We start from the raw sequence: 17,855 nt of genomic DNA, 5'->3' as shown, positions 1-17,855 counted from the left end.
ATACCATTTCCCCTCAATTTTTTTCTGCTCTGAACAAAGTATAAACCCTGTTTTAAACAACAGGGCTCCGTTAAAACCTGTAAAGAAGAGTCGAAAAACATGTTTCCAATACAAAATCTGTCATTTCTACTCTTCAAATCATTTTTTTGTACTTTTGCAAAATAAATGTCATCATGGTTTCATGAACTAGCAGCACTAATATCTAGCGTACCTGCTTACATTCAAGAGTACGCCAATTGCCATCAGCATTAATGTCAGTGATGAGCCGCCATAACTTAGGAATGGGAGCGTGATACCTGTCACAGGGATAAGTCCAGTAACAACTGCGATATTAATCATCACTTGAATGGCAACCATAGAAATAATACCAACTGCTAGGAAACTTCCATATAAGTCTGGGGCTCCAAGTGCTATTCGTATGCCTCTCCATAATAGAACACTAAAGAGCAGCAAAATGAGTGATCCTCCTATAAAGCCGAGCTCTTCAGACAATATTGCAAAGATGAAGTCTGTTTGAGGCTCAGGTAAATAAAAGAATTTTTGTCTACTTTGACCGAGACCCATTCCGAACAGACCGCCTGGACCAACAGCGTATAAGGATTGAATAATTTGAAACCCACTGCCTAGTGGATCTTCCCAAGGATTTAAGTACGATGTAATTCGTTTTATGCGGTAGGGCGCTGATAACACTAGTGCAGCAAATCCGCTGAGCCCTAAAAGACCGAGAAATATAAAGTGAGCAATTCTCGCACCTGAAACAAATATCATAATAATACAGGTTCCAACCATTACCGTCCCTGTTCCCAAATCTGGCTGCAGCATGATGATGGCAAATGCAGAAAATACAATGCCTAATGCTGGTGCGAAACCTTTACGAAAGGATGTGATATTTTTTTGTTTTTCAGATAAGAATTTTGCAAGAAACGCAATCATCGCAAGCTTCATAAATTCAGAGGGTTGAATACTAAACGCACCGACACCGATCCAGCTTCTTGATCCATTTCTCTCCATACCGATACCAGGAATAAGTACAAGCAGCAAAAGGAGAAAACAAACAGCAATCAATATCTTTGACCAAGTCCGCCACGTCCAATAATCGACTCGCATAATGAAAAACATCGCGATAACTCCGATTCCGGCAAACAAAAGCTGTCTTTTTGCAAAATAAAACGAATCATCAAATTTATACGATGCCCACACAGCACTAGCGCTGTACACCATAATTAAACCAATCGTCAATAAAAGTAACGTAATGACAACAAGCAAAAAGTCCGGAGAAGTTTTCTTATTCGTCAAGAGACCGACACCCCAAGCATAATTTCATTTGGGCTGTCAGTCATACGAGAGACAAGCCCTTATTTAAGCATATGCACGGCGTTTACAAACATGTCTCCACGTTCTTCAAATGTTTTATGTTGATCCCAGCTTGCACAAGCCGGGGATAATAAAATCACGTCTTCTTCTTCAGAAATGTTAAACGCCGCAGGTACTGCTTGTTCAACATTATCGACATGTTTTACGTGATGTATTCCCAGTTCTTCACCAAGCTTCACAAACTTAGGTGCCGTCTCACCAAATGTGATAATTCCTTTTACATTTTTCATAAAAGGTTTCAATTCATCAAATTCATTGCCGCGATCAAGCCCGCCAGCTAGTAAAATGGTCGGCTGATTAAAAGCTGACAATGCTTTACTTGTTGCCAGTATATTGGTGGCTTTACTATCGTTATAGAATTTTCTGCTTTGAATTGTATCTACAAACTGCAGACGATGCTTCACTCCACTAAATGTCGTGAGAACGTGTGCGATTGCTTCATTTGAACAGCCTGCATTTTTCACAACACAAATAGCCGCCAAAATATTTTCTTGGTTATGCTCACCAGGAAGAACAACATCCTTTAAATCGATGATATGTTCATTCATGTAGTAGATCGCACCATTTTTAATATACGCACCATGTTCTACTTGCTCTTTCACTGAGAAAAACACTTTTTTTGCTTTTGAAGCTTCAGCCAGTTTTACGACTGATGGATCATCGAGGTTAATAACAGCTATGTCATCTTCAAGTTGATGTGCGTATACTTTCTGCTTTGCTTTTTCATATTCATCACGAGTGTGGTGATAGTCTAAATGTGCATCAAAAATATTTAATATTAAGCTGATTTTAGGTCTGAAATCAACTGTTCCCATTAACTGAAAAGAAGAGAGTTCAGTTACGATCCACTCATCGCCAGCTGCCTTTGCAGCGACTTCGCTGGCAACCGTGCCAATATTACCTGCCACTAAAGTTTTTTGACTGTCTTGTTTCAACATTTCATAAATCAAAGTCGTGGTAGTGGTTTTTCCATTTGATCCAGTGATCCCAATAAAAGGAGCTGAGGTTAAATGATAAGCTAATTCTATTTCCGTCCAAACTGGAATTCCGCGGCGAAGCGCTTCTTGAACCATCACATTTTCATATGGAATTCCTGGATTTTTAATTAAAATCGTAATTTCTTTATCATCGAACATACGAAGAGGATGGCTGCCGCAAATGACATCAATCCCCTTTTCAGAAAGAAGCTGAGCAGGTTCATTTTCTTCAAACGGCTTTTGGTCATTTACTATGACATTTACTCCATGCTCATGAAGAATTGAAGCTGCCGCATATCCGCTTTTTGCAAGACCTAATACTAGTACATGTTCGTTTTTTAACATTTGCATCTTATTCAATTATAACCACACCTCGATGTAAATTCCTAAAACAGCAAGTAATAAACCAGCTGTCCAGAAGGTGACAACTACTCTCCACTCAGACCAGCCAACTAACTCATAGTGGTGGTGAAGCGGACTCATCTTAAAGATTCTTTTTCCAGTTGTTTTAAAGGAGATCACTTGAAGAATAACGGATAACGTTTCGACAACAAATACTCCTCCAATAATGACAAGTAAAATTTCAAGCTTTGTTAAAATCGCAATTGCTACAATCGCTCCGCCTAAAGCAAGCGACCCTGTATCACCCATAAATACTTTTGCAGGATGCGCGTTAAACACAAGAAACCCAAGAACGGCTCCAGCAACAGCTACTGAAAATATCGCTACATCGTACTGTGATTGATTCCAAGCCAATATTGCAAAGGCTCCAAAGGCAATAGCCGCGGTTCCAGATAATAGACCATCCAGTCCATCCGTTAAGTTCACGGCATTAGAACCTCCGACAAGCATGAAAACGACAAGGATAAAGTAAGCCCATCCTAAATCGAAGCTCACATCTGTTCCTGGAATACGAATCGTCGTTGCAAACTGATAATAATGGAAGACTGCATAAAAAATCACTGCGATCACAATTTGACCAATTAATTTCTGTTTCGAGGTTAAACCTAGGTTTCGTTTCATCGCTACTTTAATATAATCATCTAAAAATCCTAATAGACCGTAGCCAAGCGTGACAAATAATAATAAAAACATTTCTGGACTAATCTCAGAAAATTTGTTGATCATCACAATCGTTGTAATGGTAATAGAAAAGATAATCATAATTCCGCCCATTGTCGGAGTACCTGATTTCTTTTGGTGAGACTGTGGTCCTTCTTCTCTAATACTTTGACCAAATTTAAGCCTTCTTAAAAACGGAATAAAAATCGGGGATAAAAGAACACTGATTAAAAATCCCATTATGATTGTAAACAATATCACCTGTTCAAGCATCGTTCTTTACTCCTTCCGAATTTCCAAAGCCGTTTTCCATCAGAAAATCACATTCATTAATAAGGTATTCATTCGCGTTCTTCGTATGTTGTTTTTGTACAAAATGCTTCATTTCATTACACTCTTTTCATCATTTTAAGATTTGTTTAGATCTAAAATAGCGTCCATAGCAACCTTTGCATCATCAAAATCGTAAACTTGATCGCCGACGATTTGATATGTCTCATGACCTTTACCCGCTATTAAGACTGTATCGCCTTTTTTCGCATTGGCAATTGCAAAAAAGATGGCTTGTTTGCGATTCACAAAACTATGATAATATGCGTCTGGCACCCCATTTTCCATATCCTTTAAAATAGCTGAAGGATCTTCGCTTCTTGGGTTGTCTGATGTAAATACAGGTTCATCTGCATACTTCACAGCGATTTGGGCCATTTGAGGACGCTTTGTTTTATCACGGTCGCCGCCGCAGCCTATCACACAGAAAATTTTGCCCTCTGTTAATTCTCTACACGTTGTCAGGACATTTTCTAAGCTGTCAGGTGTATGGGCGTAATCGACGATAACAGGGAAATCTTGATCACAGTTCACAAGTTCAAATCGGCCTTTGACTCCCTCCAGCTCTTCAATAGCACTTACAATCGTTTCAAATGTTAAGCCAGATACGATCCCTACTGATACAGCTGCTAGGATGTTGTACACATTAAACTTACCGATGAGGGCAACTGTCACATTTTTTGTGCCAATTGGAGTGATCAAATCAAATTGAGTTCCCTTCGGTTTGATTTGAATATTCTTTGCCATCACATCTGCTTTTTGCTCTAAGCCATATGTCATGACTTCAGCAGCTGTAACTTTTTCATAATAACTCGAAGCGTCATCATCTGCATTTAAAATCGCATGCTTTGGCTTATCGTGATGAAAGGCACTGCCAAGCTGTGAAAATAGCAAGCTTTTCGCATGTTTATATTCTTCCATTGTGTTGTGGTAATCAAGATGGTCCTGCGAAAGGTTTGTGAAAACGGCAATATCATAATCACATCCATGTACCCTGCCAAGATGCAGTGCATGTGATGAAACTTCCATAATGGCTGTGTCTACATCTTGGTCAAGCATCTGTTTAAAGGTTTTCTGAAGTGTGACACTTTCAGGTGTAGTGTTTTTCACATCGAGAATGTCATCATTCACCTTCATATACATTGTACCGATTAAGCCTGTTTTCTTTTCAGCTTTTCTCATCATTTGTTCAATCATGTGTGTTGTCGAAGTTTTTCCGTTTGTTCCTGTGATCCCGATGAGATTCAGCTTATGAGTTGGCTGCTCGTAAAACGCATCAGCTATTCTTGCAAGAGCTCTTTGAGAGTGTTTTACAATAATGACTGGTACATCTGATATGTTAAGAGGGTGTTCTGCTACAATCGCTGCAGCCCCGCTTTTCACCGCTTTTTCAGCATAATCGTGTCCATCTACTGTATAGCCTTTTATACAGACAAAAAGGCTTCCTTTTTTCACCTCTCTTGAATCCATTTCAATGGAAGTGATATCAGGATTTTCGTTTATTAATTCGTCATTTTCACTTTTAAAGTATGTAAGGAGTTCTTGTAATTTCATTTCATATCAAACCTCTCAAATTCGTTCACGTGCATGTCTTGTGAAAAAAACACACAGTCTATATTTTATCGTAAAAAAAAGGATACATCCAGCGTATTCCTTAAGTTTCTCTTGGAAAAAACACACTTTAGGCTCTTTTTTTCAAACAGACCTTCTCTTTCAACAAAAAGAGGCAGCCGAATGAGTGCGGCTACCCTCTGTTCATTCTTTATTATTCATCGTTTAAGTATAATCTGATGGTGGAGCCTTCCTTGACCTTTGTCCCGGCAGCAGGTGATTGCTTCACCACTTTACTGCCCGTTCCAGAAGCATCGATCTTAAGGTTAATCAGTAAGGATTCAAGGTCTGAAACAGATCCCCCTACAAGATTCGGTACTTCAATGGTTTTTGTGTCCAGCCACTGGTACTTCTTTTCAATTTGTCCTTTTCTTTTTTTCACACCCATCTCAGGCAGGCTGTCCCGCATAATATGACCCACAATTGGTGCAGCAACTGTCCCGCCAAATTGAATAGTGCCTTTCGGGTTATCTACAGCCACATATACAACGATACTTGGATCATCAGCAGGCGCAAACCCGATAAACGACACAATGTGGTTATTTTCCATGTACTTGCCGTCTTTTACTTTCTGTGCTGTCCCTGTTTTTCCGCCAACTCGATATCCTTCAACAAATGCATTTCGGCCAGTTCCTTGAGCGACTACACTTTCAAGCGCATATCTGATTTCTTTGGATGTTTCTGCTGAAATCACTTTCTTTTTGGCAATCGGTGATTGCTTTTTCACTACCTCTTTTGTGATTGGATCTATCCATTCTTTTGCAATGTACGGCGTGTAAAGTGTTCCGCCATTTACCGCAGCTGCTACGGCAGCTACTTGCTGTATCGGCGTAACAGATACACCTTGACCAAAGGCAGTTGTCGCCTGCTCTACAGGACCAACCCGGTCCAGCGGGAACAAAATACCTCGTCCTTCCCCTTGAAGATCGATTCCTGTTTTTTGGCCAAACCCGAAATTTTTAATATAGGAAAATAATTTATCCTTTCCTAGACGGTCGCCTAGTTCAACAAAACCGGGGTTACAGGAGTTTTGAACCACTTCTAAAAATGACTGTGATCCGTGGCCGCCTTTTTTCCAGCACCTAAGTCTTGCACCATCAACTGTCACAGAACCGCTGTCAAAAAAATGATCGCGTTTTAAATTGACTTTTTTCTCTTCTAGTGCTGCTGCAAGCGTAATAATTTTAAACGTCGAACCTGGCTCATATGTGCTCCACACCGGTAGATTTCGGTTAAACACTTTCGAGTCAACTGATTGATAATCCGCTGGATCAAAATCCGGTCTGCTCGACATCCCAAGCACTTCACCGTTCTTCGGGTTCATCGCAATTGCAATCATCCCATCTGGGTTATATTTTGCCTGCGCATTGTCTAATTCCCGTTCTATAATGGTTTGCACCTTCGCATCGACAGTTAACTTCATATCAAGACCATCTTTAGGCGGTGTATAATCATCTGCTTCATCTGGCATTTTCTGCCCTTTTGCATCGGAATAGAACTTCACAGAGCCTTTTTCACCTTTTAGGTCATCATCATAATAGGCTTCCAGTCCAAGTAACCCTTGATTATCAATTCCAGCGAAGCCCAGCACATGAGAAAGAAAACTGCCAAACGGATAGTGTCTGATGCTGTCTTCTGCAACATAAACACCATCTAAATCAAGCTCTCTGACTTCTTTTGCTTTTTCATGAGATACTTTTCTCCCTTCTGGAGAAATTCGTTCGATGGATGTTTTCTTTGTGACGTGCTTGTACGCTTTCTCTTCAGACATATTCAGTACTGCCGCCAGTTTTTTGCTTGTTTCTGCCGGATCTTTAATTTGCCGCGGGACGACCAATATAGATGGGGCACTTTTGTTCGTCGCAAGCTCTACCCCATTTCGGTCCAAAATATCTCCCCTTTCTGGTTCGAACGGGAGGTTCCGGCTCCATGAATCTTTTGCTAAGCTTGTGAGCTTCTCGCCCATAATAAACTGTACATATCCTAATCTAGTATCTATGATGAAAAAAATGATCACCCCAAACAGCAGCACGAAAAGCAATCGTTTTCTCACTGTTACACTTGATACTCGCACGCCTGGTTCACTCCTTACATACATATGGCTTGTTTCCATCATATGCAGGCCCGTCCTTATGTAGAACGTCTCGTCTATCCCGCTCGGCAAAAGAAAAAACCTAGCAAGTGGTTTGCTAGGTTTTGCAGTTAATTCGGACTTTTAAATGTCACAGTGACGACTTCATCTGAAATCTCCGATCCTCTTTTCACACTTTGTTTGACAGCATATCCTTGTCCCTTTGTTTCGATATGCACACCGGAAATGGATGCATATTGAAGGACTTCCCGTCTCGACCAGCCTGTCATATCAGGCATTTTTATCGTTTTTCCTGCTGTTTTCAAGAAAACTTTCTGGCTTTCAGAGAATTCAGAGCCTGCACTTGGCCACTGTCGTTTAATGGAGAGGCCGTCGCCGATGACAACAGGCGTTAAGTTTTTGTTTTTGGCTTCTGTTTCCGCCTGCTTCACTTCTAAATCTAAGAATGAAGGCATTGTTTCTTGCTTCACTTTTTGTTCGCCTGATTTTTTATCGTCTGTTTTTGTTGGTGCAATATTTAAATATAGCAGACTATTTTTCATCACTGGGTTAAAAATTTGTGCAACTGGGGCAGAGCCAGTTTCTGTGTCAGACAGCTGCGGCTGCTGTACAGCTACATAAACGAGCAGCTTCGGATCATCTTTTGGCGCCATTCCCATAAATGAAAAGACGTAATCGTTTCTTCCTTTGAGATAACCGCCGGCACCGCCAATTTGTCCTGTTCCTGTTTTCCCAGCAACGTCAAATCCTTTGATTTGGTAAGGCTGGCCTGTTCCAATCTTCGAGGAAACCACCTCACCTAAAATGTCACGGACTTGCTTTGCTGTATCAGAGGAAATTGGCTTTCCAGCTACTGTTGGTTCGTGCTGTAAAATTGTTTTGTTTGTGTTCGGGTCTGTAATATGATCAATGACATATGGCTTCATCATCGTTCCGCCGTTTGCTATCGCTGTCGCTGCTTCTATTTGTTGAATCGGTGTAATGGCAGACGCTTGACCGTAAGCCGTCGATGCTTTGTCATATTCGTATCTGTAATTGATTTTACTAGACGCTTCGTTCGGCAAGTCAATACCTGTTTTGTCATAGAAATGGAACTTCTGCAAATATTGTTCGTAGCGCGTGAAGCCTAGTTTTTCTTTTGCCAGCTTTGCAAAAGCTACGTTAGACGAACGGAGAACACCTTCATGAAAGTCAATTTTTCCCCAGCCATTTCCATTGTTGTGGTCTCTTACAAGGCCTCCTCCTACTTTATAAGTACCAGATTGATATTTATCATTGCCTTGGTAGACCCCTTCTTGGATTGCTGCAGCAAGTGTGAAGATTTTCATCGTTGAACCTGGTTCAAACGCATATGAAATGACATCATTGTTATAATTCGTAATGTCTAATTCATTTAAATTAAAGCTTGGCCGCTGTCCCATCGCGAGCACCTTTCCCGTTTTTGGGTCAACGACTGTGGCAATGATTTTCTTCGGTTTATATTTTTTGGCAACCTGCGTCATACTTTCTTCAAGGAACGCCTGGATTTTTTGATCGATAGTCAGCGTGACATTTTTCCCATCCTTCGGAGCGACAATGTCTTCTTTACTATTTGGAAGAGCCCATCCGCTTCTGTCACTGTTATATGTCACATAGCCGTCTTTTTCTTTTAAAAATTTGTTCAGCGCCTTCTCAAGTCCCATCGCGCCTGACATGTCCTTCGTTGCCTCATCTAATCTTGCATAACCGATCAGGTTCGACGCAAACATGCCGTTTGGATAATATCGCTTCGTGTCTTTTTCAAATGCGATCCCTGGAAGCTTTAGCTTTTCAATTTTTTCCTTTGTTGAAAAACTGATGTCTTTCCCAGCTTTACCAAACTCCACTTGGAACGCACCTTTAGTATTCAGACGCTTTAAAATTTCGCTTTCACTCATATCAATGACTTTTGACAGCTCTTTTGCTGTCTTTTCTTTGTCGACGACATGCATCGGGTGCTTTGGGTCGACTGTCATTTTCTTGCTCATGACCGCAATGAGCTTATAAACAGACGTATCCTCTGCAATCACATTTCCATTTCGGTCTAAAATAGACCCTCTTTTGGCTTCAAGTGTTTTCTTCGATTGATATTGTTCATTTGCCTTTGCGGCTAACACTTGGCCATCGACCGTTCCTGTAATCTGAATATAGATAAAACGTGCAAGGATGATAAAGAAAAACAGGGCGAAGCAAATACTCGCAATTGCCGCGCCTCTGTTCATCATTTTATTCTTTTTAGGCATCGCCATCTTAATCGACCTTCTTAACATCTTTCGAAATGCTTAAGCCTGCTTTTTTCGCAGTATCAATGACTCTCTCCGGTTCACTCAGCAAGTCTTTTTCTTTTTGAAGCTCAGTGATCTTCTTCGATTCTAAAGATACTTGCTGTTCTAATTTCTGGACTTCAATATTAGCGTGATAGACAGCAAAGGCTTTAGAAATGATGAGAATGGAGCTGCACATAAGAGCCATGACAAACATGACAAGTAAGATTTTTTCACCAAGTGTGATAGAACCTCTTCTTTTAATAACAACCGATTGGCCTTGCTGCTCTGTTTGATATTGTTTTACTTCTCTTTGGTAAGCCAAATTACTCATAAGAAACCTCCTTTTTATCATCATCTATGGTGTCGTTTTACTTTTTTTCTGCAATTCGGAGCTTCGCTGAACGGGCACGGTTGTTATGTTCCAGCTCTTGTTCTGATGCAACGATTGGTTTTCTCGTGATCAGCTTCAGCTTTGGTTCAAGTCCTTCTGGAATCACTGGTAGTCCGTGCGGAAGTTCTGGAAGAGAAGACATTTCTTTAAATGTACTTTTACAAATCCGGTCTTCAAGTGAATGGAATGTAATGACAGAAATTCTCCCCTTCGGATTGAGTAACTCTATTGCTTGTTCTAGTGCTTCTTCAAAAACTTTCAATTCATCATTTACGGCAATTCGGATCGCTTGAAACACTCTTTTTGCTGGATGTCCGCCAGTTCGTCTTGCAGGTGCGGGAATTCCTTCTTTGATAATGTCGACAAGCTCACCCGTTGTTTCAATTGGTCCTTTTTTTCTAGCTTCTTCAATTTTGCGTGCGATTTGCTTGCTGAATTTTTCTTCCCCATATTTGTAGAAAATCCGAACTAGATCTTCAAATGGCCATTCATTCACCACTTGTTTTGCCGACAATGCGGCTGTTTGATCCATTCGCATGTCAAGAGGTGCATCATGGTGATAACTAAAGCCTCTCTCTGGTGTGTCGAGCTGAGGAGATGAAACCCCAAGGTCAAAAATCACACCGTCTACGCTTGTAATGCCTTGTTCATTCAGACGTTCTTTTAAATATCGGAAGTTGCTCTTTATGAAAAGAATGTTCGCTTTAGAATCCGCGAGCTTCTCTCGTGCATGATCCAGTGCAGCATCGTCTTGGTCAAATCCAATCAATGTACCTTTTTCTGATAGTTGAGATAGTAAATATGAGCTGTGACCTGCTCCGCCCAGCGTGCAGTCTACATATGTACCGTCTTCTTTGACGTTTAAACCGTCAACTGTTTCTTTTAATAATACTGTCTCATGTTGGAACATGATGTTATGGTCCCACCTTTTTCAAATAGAAATGAATGTGTAGAAAGCTTGCTGCACAAGGGATTATTATATATCAAATCCAATCATGTTTTCAGCAATTTCAGCAAAAGAATCTTCTTGCTCTTCTGTATATTGTTCCCAGATCGGCTTACTCCACAACTCAATTCGATTTGAAACGCCGATGACCACACATTCTTTTTCGAGTTTTGCATATTGGAGTAGGTTTGATGCGATGTTAATGCGCCCCTGCTTGTCCAGATCGCATTCAACTGCGCCAGAGAAGAAGAACCGGGTAAACGCACGTGCATCTTTTTTCGTTAGCGGCAGTGCTTTGAGTTTCTCTTCGATTAGTTTCCACTCACTCATAGGGTAGCCAAATAAACATTGATCAAGCCCTCTCGTCAGCACAAACTGTTCTCCGAGACCGTCTCTAAATTTAGCAGGGATGATCATGCGCCCTTTTGTATCAATCGTATGTTGGTATTCACCCATGAACATGATAATCAGAGCCCCACTTTCTCACCCTTACTCTCCACTATCCACCACTTCTCTCCACAAAACTTATTTTACACTGTTTCTACATAAAAAAAAACCCTGAACTAGTCAGGGTTCATTAAAACTTTATTTCAAAGTTTGACAATTTGCTGCTTGTTTTGAAATGAAAATGGCAGATTTTTGAACGTTTTGAAGAATTCTGGACCATATTTGTTTAAAAAGTACATGATATTCCAAATTCTTTCTTGCGGGGCATCTAATGGTTTTAAGCTGTTTTCAATCCGTTCAAAATCTCGAAGGATATATCCTTCCTTCTCTTCCACACGCTGCGCCACCTTTTGATAAACAAATTGAAGCTGGTCTTCGATAAATTTGGCATTTTTATCTAGCAGCTGTTCGAAGTTTGGTTCAACCTCCAGTGCTTCTTGCCTCAATACGCCATGAACATTCGCTAATTCACGTTTCGCTTGATCAACGGCTTGAACAAAGCTGTCTGGAAGGCTTTGCTCAAAGTGAGCCTCTTTCTTTTCTTTTACTCCGTTTGTGAGCACTTCTTCTAGAGAAAGTTCTCTGACCGGCAGCTTCTTATCGATGTGCCTTTCAAGAATGGTCACGTGCAGTCTTGGAAGAACGGGTGCCATCTTTAATTCAAAATGCTCAAAGATTCCTTTCAGTTCTCCCCAATAGTTGACTTCACCGTGTCCTGCCATAAAAGCAAGTGTTGGGAGAAGGGTTTCCTGCATTAAGGGACGCGTCACCACATTGTTGCTGAACCGTTCTGGGTGCTCCTCAATTTCCTGCAAAAGCTCTTCTTTTGTCCACGTAAGCCCCACTTCTGATATAGAAAACTGGCCGTTTTCTTTTTCAATAAGGAAACGCTCTTCATCATATTCGTAAAACAGGTTCGCCTGATTGTCACCAGCTTCAATGATCGGCTGATATCCCGCTCGTTTCATGGCAGCCTGCGTTTCATTCAAACGAGCTGTGACTGCATCATTTGTCTCGACAATGTGCTTGAATAACGTACGCTCAAGTGGTTTGACGCCTAAGTCTCCTGAATTAAATAGAAGCAGTCCATCTTCTTCAAAAAGGTCGCATACAATCCATTCAAAGAAATCCGTAAACGTTTGTGATTTGCGTAAACATCGAAGAAGCTGATCAAGCAAGTCATTAGTATACGCAGATTCTTCAAACGTTGAAAACACATCGCGGAGCCATTTTTCTGTTTTTTCTTGATGCAGAGGTGTTCTTTTGGCCGCAGTTTTTTTGACGTTATGTAATGGCAGCTTTTGCTTGACTGGACCTTTTTCGCCGGATGTGTAGACAAAATTAATTTCATCTACGTCATGATCCTCACCTGCTACCCAAAAGACTGGAATCACAGGAACGCCAAGCGCTGATTCTTTTTCTTTTGCGAACTGAATAATGGATATGATTTTATGTATGGTATAAAGCGGTCCTGAAAGTAGGCCTGCCTGCTGTCCTCCAACCACCATGACACTCCGCTTGTCACGGATCTTTTCAATGTTCTGACGCATCGCTGCCGATTCAAACTTTGCGTGGTATGCGCTCATATAATCTGCTAAAGCCTCGCGCGGGAAGCTCATTTCCATGAGATCGTCGTATCTCTTTTTCCATGTGTCTTCAGAATGTATATCATAATCAAAAAAAGCAGTCATCTCTTTTTTTTCTTCTATATAATCACGTATGAATAAATTCTGACTTCGGATGGAAAGTTCAGTCAATTGCATGTTTAGAACTTCCTTTCTTCAATAAATAGTTAGTTTCCCGAAAAAAGTATAGCATGTAAATGAGCTCACTCAAAAGATTTTGTTTGCTTTTTTTCCAATACTTCCAAGCTTCGATTAAAGAAAGTAAGATGTGGCGCCAGAATCTCTTGAGCTTGAGCCTTTTTTAAAAGATAGCCAACGATGGCTTTTCTTTCGGTTTCACGGCCTTTGACGATATCTTGTAGCATTGACGATTGATTGGCGGCCGTTTTTTTACAAATTGAAACGACGTGTGACCAGAGACGCTCTTCTTCAGCCAGGCCTAGAATGGACAATGCTTCTTCAAATGCACATTTCATCATGTATTCATATGCAGGATTTGCGATCAATTCTCCATTTTTCACATGCAATAAAGCCGTGAGCGGGTTAATGCATACATTGACTAGCAGTTTTTCCTCCAGCACTTTTTTCCATTCATCCGTATAAATCATCTGAAAATGGGCCGGCGTTTCATTCAAAGCATTTCTCACATCATCTGTATCCTCAGGATGAAAAGCTCCCCACTTGATGACACCGATCCCTGTATGGTTCACTGCATGGTCTGATACCTTCATGGCGCCGTGCTCTACGACACCTATATATATCGAATGCGACGTGTCCCAGTTTTCTAAATCTAATAAGTGGGCCATGCCATTTTGTAAAAATAAGATTCGCTGACGAGGTAATGTTGATAGTTCATCAAGCACCTCTTGCAGATGGTGATATTTCACTGTCACAATCAGCAGATCAAATACTCCTGTAATCCCCGCCCTTGCCTCCGCAGACGCCCGGAATGTCTCTCCTTTTACCGTTCGCTTAATTCCTGATGTTCGAATCTCCTCTGCTTGTTCTTTTCTTCTTGTCAAAACAGTGATGTCATGATGCTGTGATAAATAACTGGCACAAAGCAGACCAATCGCACCGCCGCCAATGATTCCAATGTTCAACTGCCGCACTTCCCTTTTTCTGTTTACTTCATCATATCAACCATTTTAACAGTTTCAAGCCGCGATGCAAAAAGCAGATAGCGCGCCGCGATTGAATTTTTTTAATTTAAAAACTATAATAATAAGTGTAAAAACTTTTTAAGGCGGATGGGATGAAAACGCCTTCAATGACATCACTGTCGACATTATGTGTGTAAGGGGGAAGATCATATGACACAAGTAAAACGACTTCTAATCAATTACAAAACTTTAGAGGAATTTAAACAATTTAAAGAATATGGCATACAAGAACTATCCATGCTTGAAGACCTTGAAAGTAATATGATTGAAAATGACAGCAATTCTCCATTTTACGGGATTTATTTTGGAGATAAGCTGGTCGCACGTATGAGCCTTTATCAAGTGGACGGCTCGACGACAACGTATTTTGACCACAATCATGATTATTTAGAGCTGTGGAAGCTGGAAGTGCTTCCTGGGTATCAGCGTAAAGGGTACGGCGAGGCACTTGTTGATTTCGCCAAATCTTTCGGATTGCCAATCCGGACCAATCCTCGCGTCAAATCTGCCGGTTTTTGGGATAAAATGGGCTTTGAAGCGGTCAAATATGATATGGAACGCGACAAAGGTGAAAATCCACTCATCTGGGAACCTGCCCATATCCAAAAAAATACAGGTGAATCTGCTTAATACTGATGCCAAAACGCCCCTCCTTTCTCTGTGAGGGGCGTTTTCTTATTTAGCATATTCTTTTAAGTTGATATTCTGTTTGACTCTTTCAACAATCCCAATGAGTGCCCGGTAATCTTCTTCTGTCATTTTTAATTGCCGCTTCAAGTGTTCATTTTCCTCCGTGAGCGACTTCAGTTGATGCTGCGTGTCCGCTAATTCTTCGCGTAAATCAGCAGAGCCAGCAGGTTCTTTTTCAAGCTGCTCTAAGAACTGAATCACTTCTCGCAAGGTCAATTCAGCCTGAACTGAAGTTGCCTTTTCTTCTATCGTTAACGTATTTTGTGGTAAACCCGAGGAATGAATCCCAATCTTTTTACGCAGTTCTTTCCGCTGTTTTTTCGCCAGCTCAATGCCTGCCTGATATTGTTTTCTGACGTATGAATTCCACCTGAATCCACATGCTGCAGCCGTTCTTGACAACGCCTTTCCGACTTCTTCAAATGCGGAAAGCTGCGTTCCTCCATCTCGAATGTGTCTTAAGACGACTTCTGCTAAAAGTAAATCTTCATCTTGCGTCCATGCGTCCTGCCTTGTAATCGTCAATTGATCATCCCCCCTGAATCTGAATACCACATCATATGCGCTTACTAGAGTAGATAGACTATTTGCAGGAGAGAAACCTAAAAAATAGACAAATAAAAAAACGCAAGGGAAGATTCCCTTACGCTTTTTTATCAAGCATTAGTTGCTTTTTACGTCTTTGCCTTTGTATGTTCCGCAAGATTTGCAGACACGATGAGAAATTTTCATTTCACCGCATTCTGGGCAAGCTACCATACCAGGTACTTGTAGTTTGAAATGCGTACGACGCAATCTTTTTTTCATTTTAGAAGTTCTTCTAAAAGGTACAGCCATTATTCCCACCTCCTTAAAGAGTTAAGATTCATTATTTTCTTCTAAAAGCTTTTTCAAGCCTTCCAGACGCGGATCAATTCGGTTTTGATGTGCATCTTCCGAAATGACCGCCCAGTCATTCCCTTCCTGTGGTGCAGCACCTTTTACGTCTGTTTGGTCGCAAAAGATTTGCATCGGCACTTCAAGAAGAATTTCTTCCTTGACTATAGGCGTTAAGTCGATGATATCGTCTTCTACAACAGATACGTCTTCATCTTCTATATCGTCTGTCTTATGAAGTACAAATAGTTCTTTCGTTGAAATCGCAAATGGATAATTTACATCAACAAGCGTTCTTGAACAAGGCAATGTCATTTCACCTGTGATGGTTAAATCAAATGCGACTTGCTTTGATTCGATCACTCCAGTCCCTTTCACCTCTACCGGTGAAATACGACGTATATCTGAATGAAGGCTAGTAAGTTCATTTAAGTCAACCGTCTCATGAAAATCGAAGCTGTTTTTAGCTTTTTGATGTAACTGATAAACTGTCCATTTCAATTGTATCACCTCTAAGAGCAACAAACATGATTATAGCTTTCATCATGCTATTTGTCAATATTTTTTCTTTACAGTCCTTTGTGATGTCAGAGCGTTGTTTGACATCAGTTCACGGAATGCCTACACTGAAAAAAATGGGCTTCATTTTTCCCTTATGCTACTGTAGCATAGACCATTTAACCATAGCAAGAAAGGCGGAACATCTATTGAAAGCAACAGGAGTTGTTGTCGAGTACAATCCATTTCATTATGGACATGCCTATCATGTTCGCCAGGCGAAAACACATACCTCCTCAGATGTAGCCATTGCCGTCATGAGCGGATCCTTTCTCCAGCGCGGAGAGCCCGCTATCGTCTCCAAATGGGCACGAACAAAAATGGCATTGCAAAACGGTGTAGACATCGTGTGTGAGCTTCCATACATATATGCAGTGCAAAAGGCAGAAACCTTCGCAAACGGCGCCGTGTCTATTCTAGATGCTTTAAAATGCCGCTCCCTTTTTTTCGGAAGTGAGGACGGAAACATCAAAGCATTTGAGCGAACAGCTCACGCTTGGCATGAGAAAAAAGAAGAAATCGACCTTTTCACAAAAGCAAAGGTAAAAGAAGGTCTTAGTTATCCGGCTGCCGCTGCCGCTGCGTTTCAAGAGGTCATTGATCCGAAACACTTACTGGATCTGTCTAGGCCTAATAACATTTTAGGCTTCCATTATGTCAAAGCCATCTTAGAGAGATCTCCTCACATAGAGCCCTTTACCTCTCAAAGAATTGCATCCGGTTATCATGATCAAGAGCTTCCTAAACATCAGAAAATCGCAAGCGCTACAAGCATCCGAAAAGCCATAAAAGAGAATGGGTCATTTGAAACTGTCGCCTCTTATCTCCCGGAAGCCTCGCTTAAGCAATTACATGACTATTATTCTTCTTATGATCTTTTACATACGCAAGAAGACTATTTCAGCTTCTTAAAACATGTGTTTCACACAATGGATACAGCTGAACTAGAAGGCATCTATGAAATTGAAGAAGGCATCGAACACCGCATGCAAAAGGCGATCACACATGCGTCCTCCTACGAGGAATATCTATCACTTGTGAAAACAAAACGATATACGTGGACAAGGCTGCAGCGGATGAATACGCACCTTTTAATGAGGGTGAAGAAAACGGTCATGCATGAGCTGCTAAAGGAGAAACAAGCACCATACATTCGTTTACTTGGTATGTCAAAGAAAGGCCAGCAATACTTATCTCTTGTAAAAAAGGAATTGGACGTACCGCTTGTCAGCAAGCTGTCTTCCTTTTCACATCCTGCCCTTGATCTTGACATTCGCGCTTCCCGCGTCTTCAGCCTTCCCATCAGCGAACCAATGCAAACAAAGTTAACAGAAGCAGAATTTAAAACCTCACCGATCCGCTATGATGAAGAGACTGGTCTCTTCCAATCTCGATAAAAAAAGCAGCCTAAGGCTGCTCTTTTTTCAC

Annotated in this window: 16 protein-coding genes; 2 read left to right on the top strand and 14 right to left on the bottom strand. The window is 41.0% G+C overall.

Annotated elements, in window-relative coordinates; genetic code table 11:
• Positions 1–195: 195 nt before the first annotated feature.
• The 11 genes from spoVE to MHB41_RS07280 form a co-directional block, all read right to left on the bottom strand.
• Positions 196–1,296, bottom strand: coding sequence for a stage V sporulation protein E (spoVE, locus tag MHB41_RS07330; protein ID WP_024424259.1), 1,101 nt, complete (start codon positions 1,294–1,296; stop codon positions 196–198).
• 59 nt (positions 1,297–1,355) lie between these two features.
• Entirely contained in the window at positions 1,356–2,711 is a 1,356-nt protein-coding gene (gene murD, locus MHB41_RS07325; protein ID WP_268436511.1) for a UDP-N-acetylmuramoyl-L-alanine--D-glutamate ligase, read from the bottom strand.
• Complete coding sequence (mraY, locus tag MHB41_RS07320) at positions 2,712–3,686, bottom strand: phospho-N-acetylmuramoyl-pentapeptide-transferase (protein WP_003211854.1); 975 nt, start codon at positions 3,684–3,686, stop codon at positions 2,712–2,714. It abuts the gene before it with no gap.
• A 135-nt stretch (positions 3,687–3,821) separates the two neighbouring features.
• Entirely contained in the window at positions 3,822–5,297 is a 1,476-nt protein-coding gene (locus MHB41_RS07315; protein WP_034281683.1) for a UDP-N-acetylmuramoyl-L-alanyl-D-glutamate--2,6-diaminopimelate ligase, read from the bottom strand.
• Between the two features lie 211 nt (positions 5,298–5,508).
• Complete coding sequence (locus MHB41_RS07310) at positions 5,509–7,428, bottom strand: stage V sporulation protein D (RefSeq protein WP_024424263.1); 1,920 nt, start codon at positions 7,426–7,428, stop codon at positions 5,509–5,511.
• A gap of 128 nt (positions 7,429–7,556) precedes the next feature.
• The gene (locus tag MHB41_RS07305) at positions 7,557–9,707 is read right to left on the bottom strand and encodes a penicillin-binding protein (RefSeq protein WP_034281955.1); all 2,151 of its coding nucleotides are present in this window, start codon (positions 9,705–9,707) and stop codon (positions 7,557–7,559) included.
• 7 nt (positions 9,708–9,714) lie between these two features.
• Complete coding sequence (gene ftsL, locus MHB41_RS07300) at positions 9,715–10,062, bottom strand: cell division protein FtsL (RefSeq protein WP_024424265.1); 348 nt, start codon at positions 10,060–10,062, stop codon at positions 9,715–9,717.
• Between the two features lie 37 nt (positions 10,063–10,099).
• Positions 10,100–11,032 (bottom strand): 16S rRNA (cytosine(1402)-N(4))-methyltransferase RsmH, encoded by a 933-nt coding sequence (gene rsmH, locus MHB41_RS07295; RefSeq protein ID WP_034281682.1) that lies wholly within the window; start codon positions 11,030–11,032, stop codon positions 10,100–10,102.
• Between the two features lie 66 nt (positions 11,033–11,098).
• Positions 11,099–11,530 carry a division/cell wall cluster transcriptional repressor MraZ gene (gene mraZ / locus MHB41_RS07290; protein ID WP_340898767.1) on the bottom strand — a complete coding sequence of 144 codons (432 nt, stop codon included), beginning with the start codon at positions 11,528–11,530 and terminating at the stop codon, positions 11,099–11,101.
• A 128-nt stretch (positions 11,531–11,658) separates the two neighbouring features.
• A complete protein-coding gene (bshC, locus tag MHB41_RS07285) occupies positions 11,659–13,278 on the bottom strand; it encodes a bacillithiol biosynthesis cysteine-adding enzyme BshC (RefSeq protein WP_340898768.1) in 1,620 nt (539 codons plus the stop codon).
• A 65-nt stretch (positions 13,279–13,343) separates the two neighbouring features.
• Positions 13,344–14,243 carry a 2-dehydropantoate 2-reductase gene (locus MHB41_RS07280; protein ID WP_340898769.1) on the bottom strand — a complete coding sequence of 300 codons (900 nt, stop codon included), beginning with the start codon at positions 14,241–14,243 and terminating at the stop codon, positions 13,344–13,346.
• 210 nt (positions 14,244–14,453) lie between these two features.
• Between MHB41_RS07280 and MHB41_RS07275 the strand changes: the two genes are divergently transcribed.
• Positions 14,454–14,933, top strand: coding sequence for an N-acetyltransferase (locus MHB41_RS07275; RefSeq protein ID WP_007499784.1), 480 nt, complete (start codon positions 14,454–14,456; stop codon positions 14,931–14,933).
• 45 nt (positions 14,934–14,978) lie between these two features.
• Here the strand turns inward: MHB41_RS07275 and gerR are convergent, their stop codons facing one another.
• The 3 genes from gerR to MHB41_RS07260 all read right to left on the bottom strand — a co-directional run bounded on the left by gerR (position 14,979) and on the right by MHB41_RS07260 (position 16,370).
• Entirely contained in the window at positions 14,979–15,518 is a 540-nt protein-coding gene (gene gerR / locus MHB41_RS07270) for a sporulation-specific transcriptional regulator GerR (protein ID WP_024426922.1), read from the bottom strand.
• A 138-nt stretch (positions 15,519–15,656) separates the two neighbouring features.
• Positions 15,657–15,830 (bottom strand): 50S ribosomal protein L32, encoded by a 174-nt coding sequence (rpmF, locus tag MHB41_RS07265; protein ID WP_008354700.1) that lies wholly within the window; start codon positions 15,828–15,830, stop codon positions 15,657–15,659.
• A 21-nt stretch (positions 15,831–15,851) separates the two neighbouring features.
• The gene (locus MHB41_RS07260; protein WP_019743276.1) at positions 15,852–16,370 is read right to left on the bottom strand and encodes a DUF177 domain-containing protein; all 519 of its coding nucleotides are present in this window, start codon (positions 16,368–16,370) and stop codon (positions 15,852–15,854) included.
• A gap of 206 nt (positions 16,371–16,576) precedes the next feature.
• On the opposite strand from MHB41_RS07260, the gene MHB41_RS07255 reads away from it, so the two are divergent.
• Positions 16,577–17,824, top strand: a complete 1,248-nt coding sequence (locus tag MHB41_RS07255) for a nucleotidyltransferase (protein WP_061109973.1) — start codon at positions 16,577–16,579, stop codon at positions 17,822–17,824.
• Positions 17,825–17,855: the final 31 nt, after the last annotated feature.

Origin of the sequence: Bacillus sp. FSL H7-0578, from assembly GCF_038630855.1 — a bacterium.
Taxonomy (GTDB): domain Bacteria; phylum Bacillota; class Bacilli; order Bacillales; family Bacillaceae; genus Bacillus; species Bacillus safensis.
Note: the sequence above shows the minus strand (reverse complement) of the source record. Positions and strands in the feature narration are given on the sequence as shown.

Bases quoted from the DNA above. Each gene is read 5' to 3' on its own strand.
- mraY (WP_003211854.1), bottom strand. From the start codon at position 3,686: ATGCTTGAACAGGTGATATTGTTTACAATCATAATGGGATTTTTAATC.
- MHB41_RS07315 (WP_034281683.1), bottom strand. From the start codon at position 5,297: ATGAAATTACAAGAACTCCTTACATACTTTAAAAGTGAAAATGACGAA.
- MHB41_RS07305 (WP_034281955.1), bottom strand. From the start codon at position 9,707: ATGCCTAAAAAGAATAAAATGATGAACAGAGGCGCGGCAATTGCGAGT.
- ftsL (WP_024424265.1), bottom strand. From the start codon at position 10,062: ATGAGTAATTTGGCTTACCAAAGAGAAGTAAAACAATATCAAACAGAG.
- rsmH (WP_034281682.1), bottom strand. From the start codon at position 11,032: ATGTTCCAACATGAGACAGTATTATTAAAAGAAACAGTTGACGGTTTA.
- mraZ (WP_340898767.1), bottom strand. From the start codon at position 11,530: ATGTTCATGGGTGAATACCAACATACGATTGATACAAAAGGGCGCATG.
- bshC (WP_340898768.1), bottom strand. From the start codon at position 13,278: ATGCAATTGACTGAACTTTCCATCCGAAGTCAGAATTTATTCATACGT.
- MHB41_RS07275 (WP_007499784.1), top strand. From the start codon at position 14,454: ATGACACAAGTAAAACGACTTCTAATCAATTACAAAACTTTAGAGGAA.
- rpmF (WP_008354700.1), bottom strand. From the start codon at position 15,830: ATGGCTGTACCTTTTAGAAGAACTTCTAAAATGAAAAAAAGATTGCGT.